The sequence below is a fragment of the Pseudomonas sp. JS3066 genome (genome assembly GCF_036328175.1).
In the GTDB taxonomy this organism is placed as follows: Bacteria; Pseudomonadota; Gammaproteobacteria; order Pseudomonadales; family Pseudomonadaceae; genus Metapseudomonas.
In genome coordinates this window covers 2,796,735-2,812,665 of sequence record NZ_CP143312.1, presented here as the reverse complement: position 1 = coordinate 2,812,665, position 15,931 = coordinate 2,796,735, and the positions used below count along the sequence as shown (strand labels likewise).

The window sequence follows — 15,931 nt, the reverse complement described above, 5'->3', positions numbered from 1 at the left end:
TCTCCTGTGGGGCGATTTCAATCGCGAGTGAACTCGCTCCCACAGTAGAACCCGTGCTCTAGCCAGTCTGCGTCGAGCAACTCCCTCCTCAAACCGATGGGCAGACCTTTGGTCTGCCTGGCGAATGAATTCGCCCCCACCGGAAATCCATCCCCCAGCCGGTCTCAGTCCCAATCATCCGGCTTCTTGTCCTTGCTCGGCGCCTTGTCGCTGATGCGTTTCACGTCTGCCGCCGGAACCTGCTCCGGCGGCTGGCTCGGGCCCTGGGGTTTGGGCGCGGGCGTGCGTACGTTGGGGTCGCTGTTCATCACGGGCACCTCCGGTTTCTCTGTCTCGTAAGCCCAGCACATGGTGGCGTATCGCGCTGGCCACTGGTCGCCCGGCGGGTTTCATCGGCTGGACGCTGCCTTTGCCAAGGCAGGGCCTAGACTGGAAGCCATCGCCACAAGGAGGCAGGGCCATGAGCAGCAACGTTGACCTGAACCAGCGACCACCCTACGACCCGGTGATCGAGACCATTGCGGACTACGTGCTGAATTACCGGGTGGAGTCTGCGGAGGCGCTGGACACGGCCCGCAACTGCCTGATGGACAGCCTCGGTTGCGCACTGATGGCATTGCGCTTTCCCGAGTGCTCCAAGTTGCTCGGACCACTGGTCGAAGGTACCCAGGTTCCCCAGGGTGCAAGGGTGCCGGGCACCGCCTACCGGATGGACCCGGTCAAAGCGGCCTGGGACCTTGGCGCGATGATCCGTTGGCTGGACTTCAACGACACCTGGCTGGCAGCGGAGTGGGCGCACCCGTCCGACAACCTGGGTGGCATCCTTGCGGTGGCCGACCACCTGTCGCAAAGGCGCGTGGCCAGGGGCGAGTCGCCGCTGAGCATGCGCCTGGTGCTGGAGGCCATGGTCAAGGCCCATGAGATACAGGGCGTCATGGCCCTGGAGAATTCCTTCAACCGCGTCGGGCTGGATCACGTGGTGCTGGTCAAGCTGGCGTCCACCGCCGTCTGCGCCTGGTTGATGGGTGCCAGTCGCGAGCAGATGCTCTCGGCCATCTCCCATGCCCTGGTGGATGGCCAGGCCCTGCGCACCTACCGCCATGCGCCAAATGCCGGTTCGCGCAAGTCGTGGGCGGCGGGTGATGCCACCAGTCGGGGAGTACGCCTGGCCGATATCGCCATGCGGGGCGAGATGGGTGTCCCCGGCGTGCTCAGTGCACCCCAATGGGGCTTCTACGACGTGTCCTATAGCCACACCAACAAGGACCTGGCCACCAAGCCACTGGAAAAACACCACTTCAGCCTGCCGCAGGCGTTTGGCAGCTACGTGATGGAAAACATCTTGTTCAAGGTCAGCTATCCCGCCGAATTCCACGGCCAGACAGCCTGCGAAGCGGCGGTGCGGTTGCACCCCCTGGTGCGCAATCGCATCACGGAGATCGACCGCATCGTCATCACCACCCAGGAATCGGCCATTCGCATCATTTCCAAGGAAGGCGCCCTGGCCAACGCAGCCGACCGCGACCATTGCCTGCAGTACATGACTGCGGTTGCCCTGGCCTACGGCGACCTGACGGCCGAGCACTACGAAGATGACTTCCACCAGTCCCATCCGATCATCGACCGCCTGCGCGAATGCATGGAGGTGGTCGAAGACCCACGTTACAGCCGTGAGTACCTGGAGGCGGACAAGCGGTCCATCGCCAATGCCGTGCAGGTTTTCTACAAGGACGGCCGTCACACCGAGAAGGTGGAGGTTGAGTACCCCATGGGCCATCGTCGCCGGCGCAATGAGGGCATGCCGTTGCTGGAAAACAAGTACAAGGCCAGCCTGGCGACCCGCTTTGCCCCCCATCGCTGCGCGCAAATCCTGACCTTGTGCAAGGACCAGGCGGCCCTGGAGGCGATGCCGGTCGACCGTTTCGTGGAACTCTTCGTTGGCTAGATGACCCAGTGTGAAGGGAGCCCGGACCGGAACTCCCTGGCGGGGCTCGCCGGTTATTCACCTGCGAGGCTCCAATGCAGTCGCATCAATCGTCGTAATGGTCGCGCCCGCGGCACACCTTTTCCTTGTCGAAGACTTCTCTGGACGCGTCGATGCGTACCCGACAGGGACCGTCACGGTAGTCGCGGTGCCAGTCGCCACGGCGCCAGGTCTTGCCGCGTCCGTCCGGGCAGCGGATGACCTTCCGGTAGTAGCCGCGGTCGGTAATCTCCTTCACCCGGCAGGGGCCGTCGCGGTAGTGCTCGACCCGGCCATCATCCCTGTCCCGTCTGTGGTCGGCCTGGGCACTCTGCACGGTGCCGGCAAGGGTTGCGACCAGAATGAACACACCCACTAGCGGGCCTGTTTTCATTGCTTTACCTCGATTCCGATACGACTGGAGTTGGCCAGTGACCACGCGCTCATCGCGATACTCGACCTGGCGACGATTAAGACCGCGCGGCGGCAGTTTTGCTCCGTGGTGCAGCGCGTCCGAACGAGGTACGGGGGAGGGTGGTCATACCTATACTTATGGAACCTGGGCCGACTGGCCCACGGGGCGGGCAAACCTTCATGAGCGCTGCGCAAGTTCCCCTTGGAATCCGAGTGGAACAGGTGCCCGGCAGGCTCCTCGGAACCCCGGGTATGCTGCTTTCGATGTTGATCGTCATCCTTGCGCTGACGCTCGGCGGGTGCGCGTCGAAACCGGTACCACCTCCGGTGGTGGTCTCCCAGGCCACCTGGCGACAAGTTGACCGGGACATCGCAGCCGCCTCGCTTGCCGCCACCAGCCAGGCCCGTCGCTACGCCCAGGACTCCATGGATCACTGGATGGACCTGATCTACCAGCGAACCGATAGCGAGTTCCTCCCCTGGTTCTCCAGTTTCTGGACCCGCAAGTGGCTGAGCATGAAAGTGGGCTGGTATCGCCTGAGCTCCGACGGCGAACGGGAACAAACGGTGAACCGGCTGGCCGCCTACCTGCAGGAGGAATACGACGAGCAGGTGCTGCAGCCGGTTGCCCGCGAACTGGATCCGGACGACATCATGGAGCAGACCACGCGTACCTACATCCAGCAGCTCGACGAACGCCTGCAACTGATACCCCAGCGTTTCGGCGTGCCCGGCGACCAGTTCAACCAGCATTTACAGCAGATCCCGGCCATCGAAATGGCGCCTCCGGGCAAGAGTGCCTCCCTCTACCAGGTCCTTAGGGCTGACCCGCTGGAGGAACTGCCGGCCTATGCCTCGCTCATGGACCGGATTCGCAATGCGCCGAGCGGCGCCGGCGCCTGGACTACCGATGACGGGCTGTCGCGCATCACTCGCGACACCAGCGCGCAGCTGGAGTCGGAATTGGCTACCAGCGGTGCCGCCAGTGTCGTCACCAGCTTCATGGGGCGAGTCGCGGGTCCTGTGTTGTCCCTTGGCTTCACTGGTATGAGCGCCATGCTCCACGAGGAAGGGCGGGCTGATCGTGAAGCCACCTTGCGCAAGAGCCTCAACGAAGCCTTCGACGAAGAATGGCTGGAGATGATGCGCAATCCGGAAGTGGGTGTGATGGCCGGGGTGATCCACTTGTCCGGGCAGGTGGAAGGCAGCCTGACGCAAATCAGGACCCAGCCCATCCAGTTCCAGCCGCTGCCGCGAGTGATGCCTGCCGAGTAACCTGCCAATTCGTCGGCCGGGGGCTGGCGCTACTCCCTGGATTCCACCTGTCGAACACCGATTGCACCACTGAGTTTCGCGGCGCGACCGGTGCTTTTCCGCTGCGCGGTTGTGCCTGTCACGAAATGCGAAGCAGCTGACGCCCTATGAGAAGCAGCCGCAGGGGGGGATGCCTAGAGTCCAATCCATGGGTCCGTGACCCGACTACAAGAATCCAGATTGGAGATAAGGCATGGCCAAAGCGGTTCGGTTTTATGAAGCTGGGGGGCCGGAAGTACTTCGTTATGAAGAGGTCGAGGTTGCTGATCCTGGTCCGGGCGAAGTTCGTATTCGCCACGTCGCCGTGGGCCTGAACTACGCCGACACCTATTTCCGCAACGGTACCTATCCCATTCCGCTGCCCAACGGCATTGGCGTCGAAGCCGCCGGTGTGGTCGTGGCGGTCGGCGCGGGCGTGACCAATGTCGCCCTGGGCGACCGGGTCACCTACACCGGCTTCCTCAACACGCTCGGCGCCTACAGCACCGAGCGCCTGGTGTCTGCCGCGCCGCTGATCAAGCTGCCCGAGACCATCGCCTTCGAAACCGCCGCGGCCATGACCATGCGCGGTCTGACCTCCGCCTACCTGATGCGTCGCATCTACGACTTCAAGGAAGGCGACAGCATCCTCCTGCATGCCGCTGCCGGCGGTGTCGGCCTGATCGTCTCGCAGTGGGCGAAGCTGCTCGGCTTGACCGTGATCGGCACCGTGTCCACCGAGGCCAAGGCGGAAGTCGCCCGCTTCCATGGCTGCGATCACGTCATCAACTACAGCGAAGAAGACATCGCCCAGCGTGTGCGTGAACTGACGGGTGGCCGCGGCGTCGACGTCGTGTTCGACAGCGTGGGCAAGAACACCTTCAACGCGTCCCTGGATTCGCTCCGCCGCCGCGGCCTGCTGGTGTGCGTCGGTACTGCGTCGGGTCCCGTACCGGCCTTCGATCCGGTCCTGCTGGCCATGAAGGGTTCGCTGTTCGTCACCCGTCCGGCCCTGGCCGACTACATTGCCGACCCGGCGGAGAAGGCTGAGCTGGTGGGCGAGCTGTTCGATCACGTCGGCAGCGGTCGCATCAAGATCGATATCAACCAGCACTACGCGCTGGAAGATGCGGTCCAGGCCCATCGGGATCTTGAATCGCGCAAGACCACCGGTTCGTCCATCTTCGTCATCTGAGGTCGCTGGCCATGAAAGTCGAGCAACTTACTTGCGCCATCGGCGCCGAAATCAGCGGTGTGAACCTGGGCGATGCTTCCCGTGACGACGGCCTGTTCGCCGAAATCAAGGCGCTGCTGCTCAAGCACAAGGTGCTGTTCCTGCGCGACCAGAAGATCAGTCGTGCCGAGCACGTGGCCTTCGCCCGCCGCTTCGGCGAGCTGGAAGACCATCCGGTGGCCGGCAGCGATCCGGAACACCCGGGCCTGGTCCGTATCTACAAGGACCCGGATCAGCCCAACGACCGCTACGAGAACGCCTGGCACACCGATGCCACCTGGCGCGACGCACCGCCCATGGGCTGCGTGCTGCGCTGCGTGGAGTGCCCGCCGGTCGGTGGCGACACCATGTGGGCGAACATGGCGTTGGCCTACGAAAAGCTGCCTGAAGACGTGAAGCAGCGTATCGAGGGCCTGCGCGCCCGCCACAGCATCGAAGCGAGCTTCGGTGCGGCCATGCCCGCCGAGAAGCGCCTGGCGCTCAAGGCCATGTACCCGGACGCCGAGCATCCGGTGGTGCGCATCCACCCGGAAACCGGCGAGAAGGTGCTGTTCGTCAATGCCTTCGCCACCCACTTCACCAACTTCCACACGCCTGAGCGCGTGCGCTACGGCCAGGACTACAGCATGGGCGGCAGCGACCTGCTGCGCTACCTGGTCAGCCAGGCCTACATCCCGGAATACCAGGTGCGCTGGCGCTGGCAGAAGAACAGCGTGGCGATCTGGGACAACCGCTCTACCCAGCATTACGCCGTGATGGATTACCCGCCCTGCGTTCGCAAGATGGAACGCGCCGGAATCATCGGCGACAAGACTTTCTGACCACTGATCCGTCCGGCCGGAACTATCCGGCCGGGGTCCCCTGAACAAGAACTTACCGAGGACACCCACCATGCAATTCTTCGACGATTCCCTGCACCCTGAAAATATGGAAAAGGTGGTCATCACCGTGGCGCCCTATGGCCCCGAGTGGATGCCGGCAGACTTCCCGGAAGACATCCCGGTGACCATGGACGAGCAGGTCCAGAAAGCCGTCGATTGCTATGAAGCGGGCGCCACTGTGCTGCACCTGCACGTGCGTGAGCTCGATGGCACCGGGTCCAAGCGCCTGTCCAAGTTCAATGAACTGATCGCCGGTGTGCGTGAAGCCGTGCCGGACATGATCATCCAGGTGGGCGGCTCCATCTCCTTCGCCCCCGAGGGCGAAGGTGAAGCAGCCAAGTGGCTGTCCGACGACACCCGCCACATGCTGGCCGAACTGACTCCGAAGCCGGACCAGGTCACCGTGGCCATCAACACCACCCAGATGAACATCATGGAGCTGCTCTATCCGGAGTACCTGAAAGGCACCTCCCTGGAGAACCCGGTCTACCAGGCCGCCTACAGCGAAATGACCGTGCCTGCCGGCCCGGCCTGGGTCGAGGAACACCTCAAGCGCCTGATGGCCAACGGCATCCAGCCGCACTTCCAGCTTACCGGCATGCATGCCCTGGAAACCCTCGAGCGCCTGGTGCGCAAGGGTGTCTACAAGGGTCCGCTGAACCTGACCTGGATCGGCATTGGTGGCGGCTTCGATGGCCCCAACCCGTTCAACTTCTTCAACTTCATTCACCGCGCCCCGAACGGTGGCACCCTCACCGCCGAGTCGCTGCTGAAGAACGTCCTGCCGTTCAACACCATGGCGCTCGCGATGGGCCTGCACCCGCGTGTCGGCATCGAGGACACCATCATCGACCAGCACGGCAAGCGCTTCTCGTCCGTGCAGCAGATCCAGCAGACCGTGCGCATCGCCCACGAACTGGGTCGCGAAATCGCGTCCGGCAAGGAAGCGCGCGAGATCTACAAGATCGGCGTCGAGTACAAGGACGTGGAAGAGACCCTGCGCATGAACGGTATGGCACCGAACCGCCAGCCGGGTCAGAAACACGTGCCCATGCGTACCTGACCGGCGTAGCCAGAAGGGCCGGCCCACAAAGTCGGCCCCGGCGGGGCGCTAACCGCGCTTCCGCCAGCTAGCGTGACAAAAACAACTACACGCACAGATTCAAGGTAACCGCGATGGCCTTTCATTCCGCTGCCACCGCCGATTTCGATCAATCGGCCGTGCACGTCCCCCGCACCTACGCCTGGGTAGTCTTCGCCCTGACGTTCGGCCTGCTGATTTCCGACTACATGTCGCGGCAGGTGCTCAACGCAGTATTCCCGCTGCTCAAATCCGAATGGACGCTCACCGATTCCCAGCTTGGCCTGCTCAGCGGCATCGTCGCGCTGATGGTGGGGCTGCTGACTTTCCCGCTATCGCTTCTGGCGGACCGCTGGGGGCGAGTGAAGAGCCTGGTGTTGATGGCCATGCTCTGGAGCCTGGCAACCCTGGGTTGCGGCCTGGCGAAGAACTACGAGCATATGTTCATCGCCCGCTTCCTGGTGGGCGTGGGCGAGGCGGCCTATGGCAGTGTCGGCATCGCAGTGGTGCTGTCGGTGTTCCCCCGCGAGATGCGCGCCACCATCACTGGCGCCTTCATGGCCGGAGGCATGTTCGGCTCGGTACTGGGCATGGCCCTGGGCGGCGTCCTGGCACAACACCTGGGTTGGCGCTGGTCCTTCGCCGGCATGGCGGTCTTCGGCCTGGCGCTGGCGCTGGTCTATCCGCTGGTGGTCAAGCAGTCGCGCATCGGTAGTCCGCTGCCGGCGCCGAGCGCAACGGACGAGTTCCCTTGCCGCCGCCCACTGAAAACCCTGTTCGCCAGCCGCTCGGTGATCGCCGCCTACGTCGGCAGCGGCTTGCAGCTGTTCGTCGGTGCAGCGGTGATGGTGTGGTTCCCCAGCTACCTCAATCGCTACTACCAGATGGGCACCGACAAGGCCGGTGCTGTCGCGGCCATCATCGTGCTCACCGGCGGTGCCGGCATGATCGTCTGCGGCATTCTCAGTGATCGCCTGTGCCGCAATGCCCCGGACCGCAAGATCGCCCTGGCCATCGCCTACTGCCTGATCAGTTGCGTGCTGCTGTCGGTGGCCTTCCAGATGGCACCCGGCGTAGCACAGCTGGTAACCATCGCCCTGGCCATGCTGGTGGCGACCGGCACGTCCGGCCCAGCCGGCGCCATGGTCGCCAACCTGACCCACTACTCGATCCATGGCACCGCGTTCGCCACCCTGACTTTGGCCAACAACCTGCTTGGCCTGGCGCCCGGACCCTATGTCACTGGCGTACTGGCCGACCACTTCGGCCTGGATCGCGCCTTCCAGTTGATTCCGTTGATCAGCATCGCAGCGGCCCTGGTGTTCTGGTACGGCAAGCGCCACTACCAGAAGGACATTCAGAAGCTCTCGCCGCTGATGGCAAGTGAGGAACGTTAATGAAACCGCTGTTGGTCGAAATGACTTTCGACTTTATCTGTCCCTGGTGCCTGATCGGCAAGCGCAACCTGGAGAAGGCTCTGGGCCAACTCTCCGCGACGCGGCTGGATGTCGCCGTCGAGCTTCGCTGGAAAGGCGTACAACTGCTGCCTGACCTGCCGGCCCAGGGTGTGCCCTTCATGGAGTTCTACCTGCAGCGGCTCGGCAGTGAGGAGATGGTGCGCGCGCGCCAGGAACAGGTACGGGAAGCCGCCTACCACGCTGACGTGGATGTGGATCTGCAACGCATCGCGACCATGCCCAACACCGCCAACGCGCACCGCCTGCTGGCGCTGGCCACGGAGCAGGGCAGTGCGCGTCAGGTCGACGCATTGCTGGAGCGCCTGTTCGCCAGCTACTTCCAGAACGGCGAGGACATTGGCAGCAGCGAGCTGTTGCTGCGCCTGGCCAGGCAATGCGGCTTCGATCCGCGTCGCCTCGAAGCGGTGCTGTTCGACGATGGTCGTCCCTTTGTCGGGCGTGAGGTGGTTCCGGCGAACCAGGCCGTGCCGTCCTTCACGATCGACGAGCGCCCGTCCCTGGCCGGTGCCCAGCCGCCATGGTTGATGCTGGCCCAGTTGCAACGGGCACTGGAGCTGCGTCCGCTGGCGGAGGCCCGTCGGGCATGAGCCAGTGTGTGGAAGTACCCGCGGAAAAGTTGCCGCCCGTGGGTGGGCGCAGTCTGTTTCGCCATGACGGCAAGTCGCTGGTGCTGTTCAACCAGAACGGCGAGATCTACGCCATCGACGAAGGCTGCCCACACAACGGCGCCTCGTTGTTCAGCGGTCGGCTGGAGGGACGTCTGCTGCGCTGCCCGGCCCACGGCCTGCGCTTTGACCTGGCCACCGGGTGCGTCCCTGGCGTGAGCGGTTTTGGTGTTGCCACCTATGCGGTGGAGCTGCAGCAGGGCCGTTGTTTCATCGATCTATCGCGGCCGCGTCCGCAGGAATCAATCGTATGTCTGCAACAGCAATAACCGCGCTGGGATCGCGCACACGGGTTCTGATGCCCGGTGTGATCGTCAGCGCCGTGGTCGCCGCGGCGGCCACCTTCCTTTCCGAGCACTACGGTGCTCCGGTGATGCTCTTCGCCCTCTTGCTGGGTCTCGCGGTGAACTTCCTGGCGACCGACGGCGCATGCAAGCCCGGCATCGAGTTCACCGCCCGCGAAGTACTGCGGGTTGGCGTGGCACTGTTGGGCATCCGCATCACCCTGGAACAGATCGCGTCGCTCGGCTGGCAACCAGTCGCCATGGTGGTGGCACTGGTGGTGGTTACCATCCTCGTGTCAGTCGCAGTGGCGCGTCTGCTTGGCTTCAATAGCCTGTTCGGCCTGCTCACCGGCGGCGCCACTGCCATCTGTGGCGCTTCGGCAGCCCTGGCCCTGGCGGCGGCACTGCCCAGCCACCCGCAGAAGGAACGCGCGACGCTGTTCACCGTGATTGGCGTATCGGCACTGTCCACCCTGGCGATGATCCTCTACCCGATGATTGCCGAGGTCCTTGGGCTCTCGCCATTGCATGCCGGTTTCTTCATCGGCGGCACCATTCACGACGTGGCCCAGGTAGTGGGCGCTGGCTACAGCATGTCCCACGAAACCGGCGACAGCGCCACCGTGGTCAAGCTGATGCGCGTAGCGATGCTGCTGCCGGTGATTGTCTGCGCCGCCATGATCACTCGCATGCGCGGCGCCGAGCCGGGCAGCAAGCGGCCGCCGCTGCTGCCCTGGTTCGCGGTGGGTTTCGTGATCCTGGCCGCGATCAACAGCACGGGTGTGATTCCGCCGATGGTGCAAGAGGCCGGCAACGAACTGTCGCGCTGGTGCCTGGTGATCGCCATCAGTGCCCTGGGCATGAAAACCCAACTCAAGGACCTGGCCTCGGTAGGCATCAAGCCAATCCTGCTGATGGTCGGGGAAACCGCGTTCCTCGCCGCCCTGGTGCTGGCAATGCTGCACTGGGGGTTCTGAAGCTTTACTCCTGCTCCCGTGAGGGGGTCATCGATGCCTGCCACAGCGGGCTTTCACCGCGCCGAAGTCTTTTGCGACGGACTTCGTAGCGCGGTTTTTTTTTGGCGTGAAGGGGTGAATGCAGGGAGGCATTCGCCCCTTTTTTTCATTGGGCGGCTGGGGCAGTTGGCGTGGGAGCGAGCGCCGCTCGCGAAGTCCAATACGGGGCTCTCGGGAAACGTTGGGCTTCGCTGCGTTCAACACGAACCTACAGAAGCGGACTACTCCTCCGCCTTCACCTGATGCTCACGCCGCCACGCCGCCGGTGCCATGCCGAACTGGGTGGTGAACCAGCGGGTAAAGGAGCTGGCCACCGAGTAGCCGAGCAAGTCGGCGATGCGTGAGAGGGAATAGCGCGGATTCTCCATGTAGCGCAGCACCAGGTCGCGGCGCACTTCGTTGATCAGGTCGGAGAAGGTTACTTCGCTGTCTTCCAGGCGACGCTGGAGCGTACGCACGTTCATCCCCAGCGATTGGGCGATCTGTTCGATGGTGGCGCGGCCCATCGGCAGCAGCAGATAGATGGCCTTGCGCACGTCGTTCAGGGTCGATTGCTGGGCCGCGCCGGGCAGGGTTTCCACCAGGCGCCGGGCGTGGCGGGCCATGGCCGGGTCTGCCAGGGGGTTGGCTTTGTCGAGGTCGGCGGCCTGGCAGACGATGCCATTGAACTCGCTGCCGAACTCCAGCTTGCAGCCGAACACCCGTCGATGCAGCTGCAGGTCCGGCGGGGCGTCGTGGCTGAAGTTCACCGCCAGCGGGCGCCAGCCCGAGCCGAGCAGGGCGCTGCACATGCGGAACAGCACGCCGATGGCCAGCTCCATGCCCTGGCGGATGGGCACCGGCGGGTCGGTGATGATCTCTTCGCGCAGCACCACCGTCTTGCCGACCTCGTCTACGAACAGGGCCAGTGATTCGTTGAGCAGGTGACGGTACTGCACGATGGTTTCCAGGGCGTCGCGCAGGGTCGGCTGGTGGGATAGCAGCAGGCTGATGACGCCAAAGTCCGAGAGCTGGCGGGACTCGGCCATGCGCAGGCCGAAGGTAGGGCAATTGCAGGCGCGAGCGGATGCTTCCAGCAGGTTGGCAACGGCCGCAGTAGGCAAGCGTTGTTCGGGGTTGTCCACCAGCGCCTGGCTCAGGCCGACCTGGCGCAACATCTGTTGCGGGTTGAGGCCCAGGTGCTGGGCAACTTCGATGTAGTTGGTCAGGGCCGCTGCGCGAACCATTGGGGTCATGTCGATCGCCACGCTGTCGTTGTGCCAGGGCTGCGCTGGTAGGCGCGCGCCAGCTGTTCTTGTCGTTTAAAGCGAAGTGAGTCTGTCGTCGACGATGGTCTTCGAATTTCTCTTTGATGACAACGCCGGTCCCGTTCCTCGTTTGCGGCAGATGAAAGTAAAGCCAATTCCTGGAAAACAGCGCGCGCCACGGATGACGGGCGTGGCCGCCGGGCGGGACAGCAAAGGGGGTAGGGCGGCCCTGTCATGAAATGCGAAGAGGCTGACGTTCTATGAGAAGCGACCACCCCCCCGCATCTCTACTGTTTGCATCACCAAGTTCCTCCAGTCGCGATTGCGGCAACAGGGTGATGACGTGAATAACAACGACAGCGCAACCATCCTTATCGTCCCCGGCCTGCGGGATCACGTGCCAGAACACTGGCAGACCCTGCTGGCCGCACAACTGCCCAAAGTTCGCAGCGTACCTCCACTGGAGCAGGACAAGCTGAGCCTGCCGGCCCGCGTCGAAGCCATCCAGCGTGAGCTGGAGCAGATCGACGGCCCTGTGATCCTTGTGGCCCACAGTGCCGGCGTGCTCATGGTGGCGCACTGGGCGGTTCGCTACAGCCGACCGATCAAGGGTGCCCTGCTGGCCACGCCGCCGGACCTCGACGCCACCTGGCCGGCGAACTACCCGAGCCCCGAGTCCCTGCACGCCAATGGCTGGACCCCGCTGCCGCGTCAGCCGCTGCCGTTCCCCACCCTTGTGTGTGCCAGTGACGACGACCACCTGGCCAGCCTGGACGCCGTCCGCGAGCTGGCCAGCGACTGGGAAGCCAGCCTGGTCGAACTGGGCAAGGTCGGCCATCTCAATCCTGCCTCCGGTTACGGCGAATGGCCTGATGCCCATGAGCTGATCGAGATACTGGATCGCTGATACGCAAACCAGATGAGTTCGGCCGGGGAGTCCGGCGAAAGCGGCGCGCGGCCATGCAACCGGCTGCGCACTGACCAGGCAAGGAGCACAGCAGCGGTTGCGGTAGCCATTACAACAAAAAGCGGAGCCAACGCATGAAAGACAAGAACAATCACAACCTGAACCTGCGCAGGTGCCTGCTCGCGTCGGCGATCGCCGCCGGAATCGGCGCGCCAGCCGCGGTACAGGCCATGGAAGTCGACACCGGCAATCCGGACTGGTCGGTGCGTTTCGACAACACCGTTAAGTACAACTACGGCGTTCGCACCGAGAGCGCAGACAAGCGCATGCTGGCTACGCCGAACAACAACGACGGCGACTACAACTTCCGTCGTTCCGGCACCAACATCACCAACCGCGTCGACCTGTTGACCGAACTGGACGTGATCCACCAAGGCAACAAGGGCTTCCGCGTCAGTGCCGCCAGCTGGTACGACAAGGCCTACGACAACACCGGTTCCAACTCCAACCCGTTCGTCAACGGCAACGAGGCATTCTCTCGCATCGCCGGCCAGCCTGGCACTAACAATGCCGTGCTCGGTAGCCCGCACCTGTCCAACTACGCCCAGCGTTACTACAGCGGCCCGTCCGGCGAAATCCTCGACGCGTTCGTGTTCTACAGCACCGAAATCGGCGACGAGTCGATGTTCAGCGTCAAGGCCGGTCAGCACAACGTGTACTGGGGCGAAACCATCCTCAACCCGGTGCATGCCATCAGCTACGGCCAGTCCGGCCTGGACCTGGCGAAGCTCGCCGCCGCGCCGGGCACCGAGGCGAAGGAGCTGTTCGTTCCGCGCAACCAGATTTCCGCGTCCTTCACCATCAACCCCGAACTGACCGTCGCTGCCCAGTATTTCCTCGATTGGGACGCCGCACGCCTGCCTGAGGCCGGCACCTACTACGGCAGTTCCGACGTGGTGGGTTTCGGCGCCCAGTCCTTCATCCTCGGCCACACGGGCGGCCCCGGCCTGGCCGGAGCGAATGGCACCCTGACCAACATTCGCCGTGGCCACGACATCACCCCGGATAAACGCGGTGACTGGGGCCTGATGCTCAAGTGGTCCCCTGAATGGCTGGACGGTACGGTCGGCGCCTATTACCGCCAGACCGCGGAAATCCTGCCGCAGGCTGTACTCGACGGCACCGGTCTGACCGCCAGGGGCACGGCTGGCCCCATCGCCAACGTGCAGCGGTCCATCAGCACCACCAACTACAAGCTCGCATACGGCGACGACATCGACATCTTTGGCCTGAGCCTGTCCAAGGAGTTCGGCGGCATCAGCGTCGCCAGCGACCTGAACATCCGCCACAACATGCCGTTGGCGAGCATCCCGGCCATTGTCAGTGCCTCCGGCCCCGGCGGCCTCGCAGCTGGCCTCGGCCTGCTGCCGGCGCGTATTCCGGGCTCCGGCGTGGTCACTGATCTGCCGAGCAGCGGCGACAGCATGAGCGCCACCGGCGACACGCTGCACTGGACCCTGAACGGCTTGATGACCATCGGTGACACGCCGTTGTTCGACGCGGCCAGCCTGCTGGGCGAGCTCTACTACAGCAACCTGCTGAAACTCGATAGCCACAACGAGGCGCTCTACAAGGGCAAGGACACCTACCGTGGCATCGACAAACCAACCCGCGACAACTGGGGCGTCGCAGTGAACTTCACGCCCACCTGGTACCAGGTGTTCCCGGGCGTGGACATGACCGCGCCGATGTCGGTGAACGTCGGCCTGGACGGCGTCTCTCCGGTCCAGGGTGGTGGTGCCGAAGACACCGGCAACTACTCCGTGGGGATCGGCGCGGCTATCTACAACCAGTACTTCGTCGACCTGAAGTACGTGGACTCATTCGGCGATGCCAAGAAGTGCACCAACGGTGCCACCGACGGCTCGACTCCTAACGCATTGGATGCCACGCAGCGCTACACCTGCTATGCCGGGGGTTACTCCTCCTTCTCCGGCGGCGGAGCTACCACGGAAGACCGTGGCGCGGTTTACCTGACTTTGAAGACCACCTTCTGACATTCCGCACCGCTCGTGACCCGAGCAGGAGAACAACGAGATGAAATTCGTGAAAACTCTGATGGCGGCTTCCCTCGCGGTGGCCTTCTCCAGCACTTCCCTTGCCGCCGTATCGCCTGATGAAGCGGCCAAGCTGGGCAACAACCTGACCCTGGTCGGCGCCGAAAAGGCCGCCAGCGCAGATGGCTCGATCCCGGCCTATGAGGGTGGCCTGACCACCGCGCCGGCCGGCTTCAAGGCTGGCGACAGCATGCGTCCGGATCCCTTCGCCAGCGAGAAACCGCTGCTGGTGATCGATGGCAAGAACGTCGACCAGTACAAGAACCAGCTCAGTGCCACCACCGTGGAACTGGCCAAGCGCTACCCGGATTTCCGCGTGGATGTCTACCCGACCCACCGGACCGTGGCCATGCCCCAGGCGGTGCTGGACAACGCGGTCAAGAATGCCACCGGCGCCAAGACCGGCAATGGCGGCCTGGCCCTCGACAACGTACTCCCGGGCGTACCCTTCCCGATTCCGCAGTCGGGCGCTGAAGCCATGTGGAACCACCTGCTGCGCTACCAGGGTGTGACCATCAACTCCAAGTACGATTCCTGGAACGTCGACTCTGCCGGCGTGGCGACCCTCGCCACCACCGGCCAGGCCTTCATCAACTACCCGATCTACGAAAACCTGAACAAGCCCATCGCCAACACCGACGTCTATTACCAGATGAAGCTGTATTACTCGGGCCCGGCACGCCGCGCTGGCGAGGCGATCATGCTCAAGGACGCCGCCAACGCTGTCGAGCAACCGCGCCGCGCCTGGCAGTACCTGCCCGGTCAGCGCCGCGTGAAGCTGGCACCGAGCCTGGCCTACGACACCCCGAACCCGGGAACCGCCGGTGCTGGCACCTACGACGACGTGTTCGTCTTCAACGGTGCGCTGGACCGCTATGACTGGAAACTGGTGGGCAAGCAGGAACTGATCGTTCCCTACAACACCTACAAGCTGACCTACGCCCAGGACCCGAAGACCCTGACCACCCCCAACCACCTGGCACCTGACTACGTGCGCTGGGAGAAGCACCGCGTCTGGGTCGTCGAAGGCACGCTGAAGGACGGCGCCCGCCATATCTATGCCAAGCGTCGCTTCTACCTCGACGAAGACAGCTGGGTGGCCCTGGCCTCCGACCAGTACGACGCCCGTGGGCAGATCTACCGTGGCTCCTTCGCCTTCCTCAGCCAGAGCTACGACAAGCAAGTACCGGATACCACGCCGTTCGTGATCTACGACCTGGTGGGTAACTCCTACAACATCAACGGCATCGTTGGCCCGTACGGCGGCATCCGTTATATCGACCCGCTGACCAAGGCTCAGTGGGCAGCCGAGTCCCTGGCTGGCGCTGGCATTCGCTAAGCCAGGCTGGTT

15 protein-coding genes are annotated in these 15,931 nt (G+C 63.8%); 12 read left to right on the top strand and 3 right to left on the bottom strand.

Going from position 1 to position 15,931, the window contains the following annotated elements; genetic code table 11:
• Window positions 1–164: 164 nt before the first annotated feature.
• Window positions 165–308 (bottom strand): hypothetical protein, encoded by a 144-nt coding sequence (locus tag SA496_RS13025; protein WP_162945806.1) that lies wholly within the window; start codon window positions 306–308, stop codon window positions 165–167.
• 152 nt (window positions 309–460) lie between these two features.
• On the opposite strand from SA496_RS13025, the gene prpD reads away from it, so the two are divergent.
• On the top strand, window positions 461–1,945 hold the full coding sequence (prpD, locus tag SA496_RS13020) for a 2-methylcitrate dehydratase (RefSeq protein WP_120650849.1): 1,485 nt from the start codon (window positions 461–463) through the stop codon (window positions 1,943–1,945).
• Between the two features lie 85 nt (window positions 1,946–2,030).
• Here prpD and SA496_RS13015 read toward each other — a convergent pair whose 3' ends face one another.
• Complete coding sequence (locus SA496_RS13015) at window positions 2,031–2,357, bottom strand: hypothetical protein (RefSeq protein WP_120650850.1); 327 nt, start codon at window positions 2,355–2,357, stop codon at window positions 2,031–2,033.
• Between the two features lie 272 nt (window positions 2,358–2,629).
• Here SA496_RS13015 and SA496_RS13010 point away from each other — a divergent pair, with 272 nt between their 5' ends.
• The 8 genes from SA496_RS13010 (at window position 2,630) to SA496_RS12975 (ending at window position 10,270) form a co-directional block, all read left to right on the top strand.
• Window positions 2,630–3,652: a hypothetical protein gene (locus SA496_RS13010; RefSeq protein ID WP_330115535.1), complete on the top strand. Its 1,023-nt coding sequence runs from the start codon at window positions 2,630–2,632 to the stop codon at window positions 3,650–3,652.
• Between the two features lie 232 nt (window positions 3,653–3,884).
• Window positions 3,885–4,865, top strand: a complete 981-nt coding sequence (locus SA496_RS13005; RefSeq protein WP_120650851.1) for a quinone oxidoreductase family protein — start codon at window positions 3,885–3,887, stop codon at window positions 4,863–4,865.
• Window positions 4,866–4,876: 11 nt separating this feature from the next.
• Window positions 4,877–5,725, top strand: coding sequence for a TauD/TfdA dioxygenase family protein (locus tag SA496_RS13000; protein WP_120650852.1), 849 nt, complete (start codon window positions 4,877–4,879; stop codon window positions 5,723–5,725).
• A 70-nt stretch (window positions 5,726–5,795) separates the two neighbouring features.
• On the top strand, window positions 5,796–6,848 hold the full coding sequence (locus SA496_RS12995; protein ID WP_120650853.1) for a 3-keto-5-aminohexanoate cleavage protein: 1,053 nt from the start codon (window positions 5,796–5,798) through the stop codon (window positions 6,846–6,848).
• 113 nt (window positions 6,849–6,961) lie between these two features.
• Window positions 6,962–8,263 (top strand): MFS transporter, encoded by a 1,302-nt coding sequence (locus SA496_RS12990; protein ID WP_330115534.1) that lies wholly within the window; start codon window positions 6,962–6,964, stop codon window positions 8,261–8,263.
• A complete protein-coding gene (locus SA496_RS12985; RefSeq protein WP_120650855.1) occupies window positions 8,263–8,931 on the top strand; it encodes a DsbA family oxidoreductase in 669 nt (222 codons plus the stop codon). The genes SA496_RS12990 and SA496_RS12985 overlap by 1 nt, the downstream gene beginning before the upstream one ends.
• Complete coding sequence (locus SA496_RS12980; protein WP_120650856.1) at window positions 8,928–9,278, top strand: Rieske (2Fe-2S) protein; 351 nt, start codon at window positions 8,928–8,930, stop codon at window positions 9,276–9,278. The genes SA496_RS12985 and SA496_RS12980 overlap by 4 nt, the downstream gene beginning before the upstream one ends.
• On the top strand, window positions 9,260–10,270 hold the full coding sequence (locus tag SA496_RS12975) for a YeiH family protein (protein ID WP_120650857.1): 1,011 nt from the start codon (window positions 9,260–9,262) through the stop codon (window positions 10,268–10,270). The genes SA496_RS12980 and SA496_RS12975 overlap by 19 nt, the downstream gene beginning before the upstream one ends.
• Before the next feature lie 260 nt (window positions 10,271–10,530).
• Here the strand turns inward: SA496_RS12975 and SA496_RS12970 are convergent, their stop codons facing one another.
• Window positions 10,531–11,535: an AraC family transcriptional regulator gene (locus SA496_RS12970; protein WP_120650858.1), complete on the bottom strand. Its 1,005-nt coding sequence runs from the start codon at window positions 11,533–11,535 to the stop codon at window positions 10,531–10,533.
• A gap of 364 nt (window positions 11,536–11,899) precedes the next feature.
• Here SA496_RS12970 and SA496_RS12965 point away from each other — a divergent pair, with 364 nt between their 5' ends.
• The 3 genes from SA496_RS12965 (at window position 11,900) to SA496_RS12955 (ending at window position 15,919) form a co-directional block, all read left to right on the top strand.
• Window positions 11,900–12,463, top strand: a complete 564-nt coding sequence (locus SA496_RS12965) for an RBBP9/YdeN family alpha/beta hydrolase (RefSeq protein WP_280359491.1) — start codon at window positions 11,900–11,902, stop codon at window positions 12,461–12,463.
• A gap of 134 nt (window positions 12,464–12,597) precedes the next feature.
• Window positions 12,598–14,520, top strand: coding sequence for a DUF1302 domain-containing protein (locus SA496_RS12960; protein ID WP_120650860.1), 1,923 nt, complete (start codon window positions 12,598–12,600; stop codon window positions 14,518–14,520).
• A 40-nt stretch (window positions 14,521–14,560) separates the two neighbouring features.
• Window positions 14,561–15,919, top strand: coding sequence for a DUF1329 domain-containing protein (locus SA496_RS12955; protein WP_120650861.1), 1,359 nt, complete (start codon window positions 14,561–14,563; stop codon window positions 15,917–15,919).
• Window positions 15,920–15,931: the final 12 nt, after the last annotated feature.

What these genes read in the sequence shown, in the direction of transcription:
- SA496_RS12985 (WP_120650855.1), top strand. Translation starts at nt 8,263, where the DNA reads ATGAAACCGCTGTTGGTCGAAATGACTTTCGACTTTATCTGTCCCTGG.
- SA496_RS13015 (WP_120650850.1), bottom strand. Translation starts at nt 2,357, where the DNA reads ATGAAAACAGGCCCGCTAGTGGGTGTGTTCATTCTGGTCGCAACCCTT.
- prpD (WP_120650849.1), top strand. Translation starts at nt 461, where the DNA reads ATGAGCAGCAACGTTGACCTGAACCAGCGACCACCCTACGACCCGGTG.
- SA496_RS12975 (WP_120650857.1), top strand. Translation starts at nt 9,260, where the DNA reads ATGTCTGCAACAGCAATAACCGCGCTGGGATCGCGCACACGGGTTCTG.
- SA496_RS13025 (WP_162945806.1), bottom strand. Translation starts at nt 308, where the DNA reads ATGAACAGCGACCCCAACGTACGCACGCCCGCGCCCAAACCCCAGGGC.
- SA496_RS12970 (WP_120650858.1), bottom strand. Translation starts at nt 11,535, where the DNA reads ATGGTTCGCGCAGCGGCCCTGACCAACTACATCGAAGTTGCCCAGCAC.
- SA496_RS13010 (WP_330115535.1), top strand. Translation starts at nt 2,630, where the DNA reads ATGCTGCTTTCGATGTTGATCGTCATCCTTGCGCTGACGCTCGGCGGG.
- SA496_RS12955 (WP_120650861.1), top strand. Translation starts at nt 14,561, where the DNA reads ATGAAATTCGTGAAAACTCTGATGGCGGCTTCCCTCGCGGTGGCCTTC.
- SA496_RS13000 (WP_120650852.1), top strand. Translation starts at nt 4,877, where the DNA reads ATGAAAGTCGAGCAACTTACTTGCGCCATCGGCGCCGAAATCAGCGGT.
- SA496_RS12995 (WP_120650853.1), top strand. Translation starts at nt 5,796, where the DNA reads ATGCAATTCTTCGACGATTCCCTGCACCCTGAAAATATGGAAAAGGTG.
- SA496_RS12980 (WP_120650856.1), top strand. Translation starts at nt 8,928, where the DNA reads ATGAGCCAGTGTGTGGAAGTACCCGCGGAAAAGTTGCCGCCCGTGGGT.
- SA496_RS12960 (WP_120650860.1), top strand. Translation starts at nt 12,598, where the DNA reads ATGAAAGACAAGAACAATCACAACCTGAACCTGCGCAGGTGCCTGCTC.
- SA496_RS13005 (WP_120650851.1), top strand. Translation starts at nt 3,885, where the DNA reads ATGGCCAAAGCGGTTCGGTTTTATGAAGCTGGGGGGCCGGAAGTACTT.
- SA496_RS12990 (WP_330115534.1), top strand. Translation starts at nt 6,962, where the DNA reads ATGGCCTTTCATTCCGCTGCCACCGCCGATTTCGATCAATCGGCCGTG.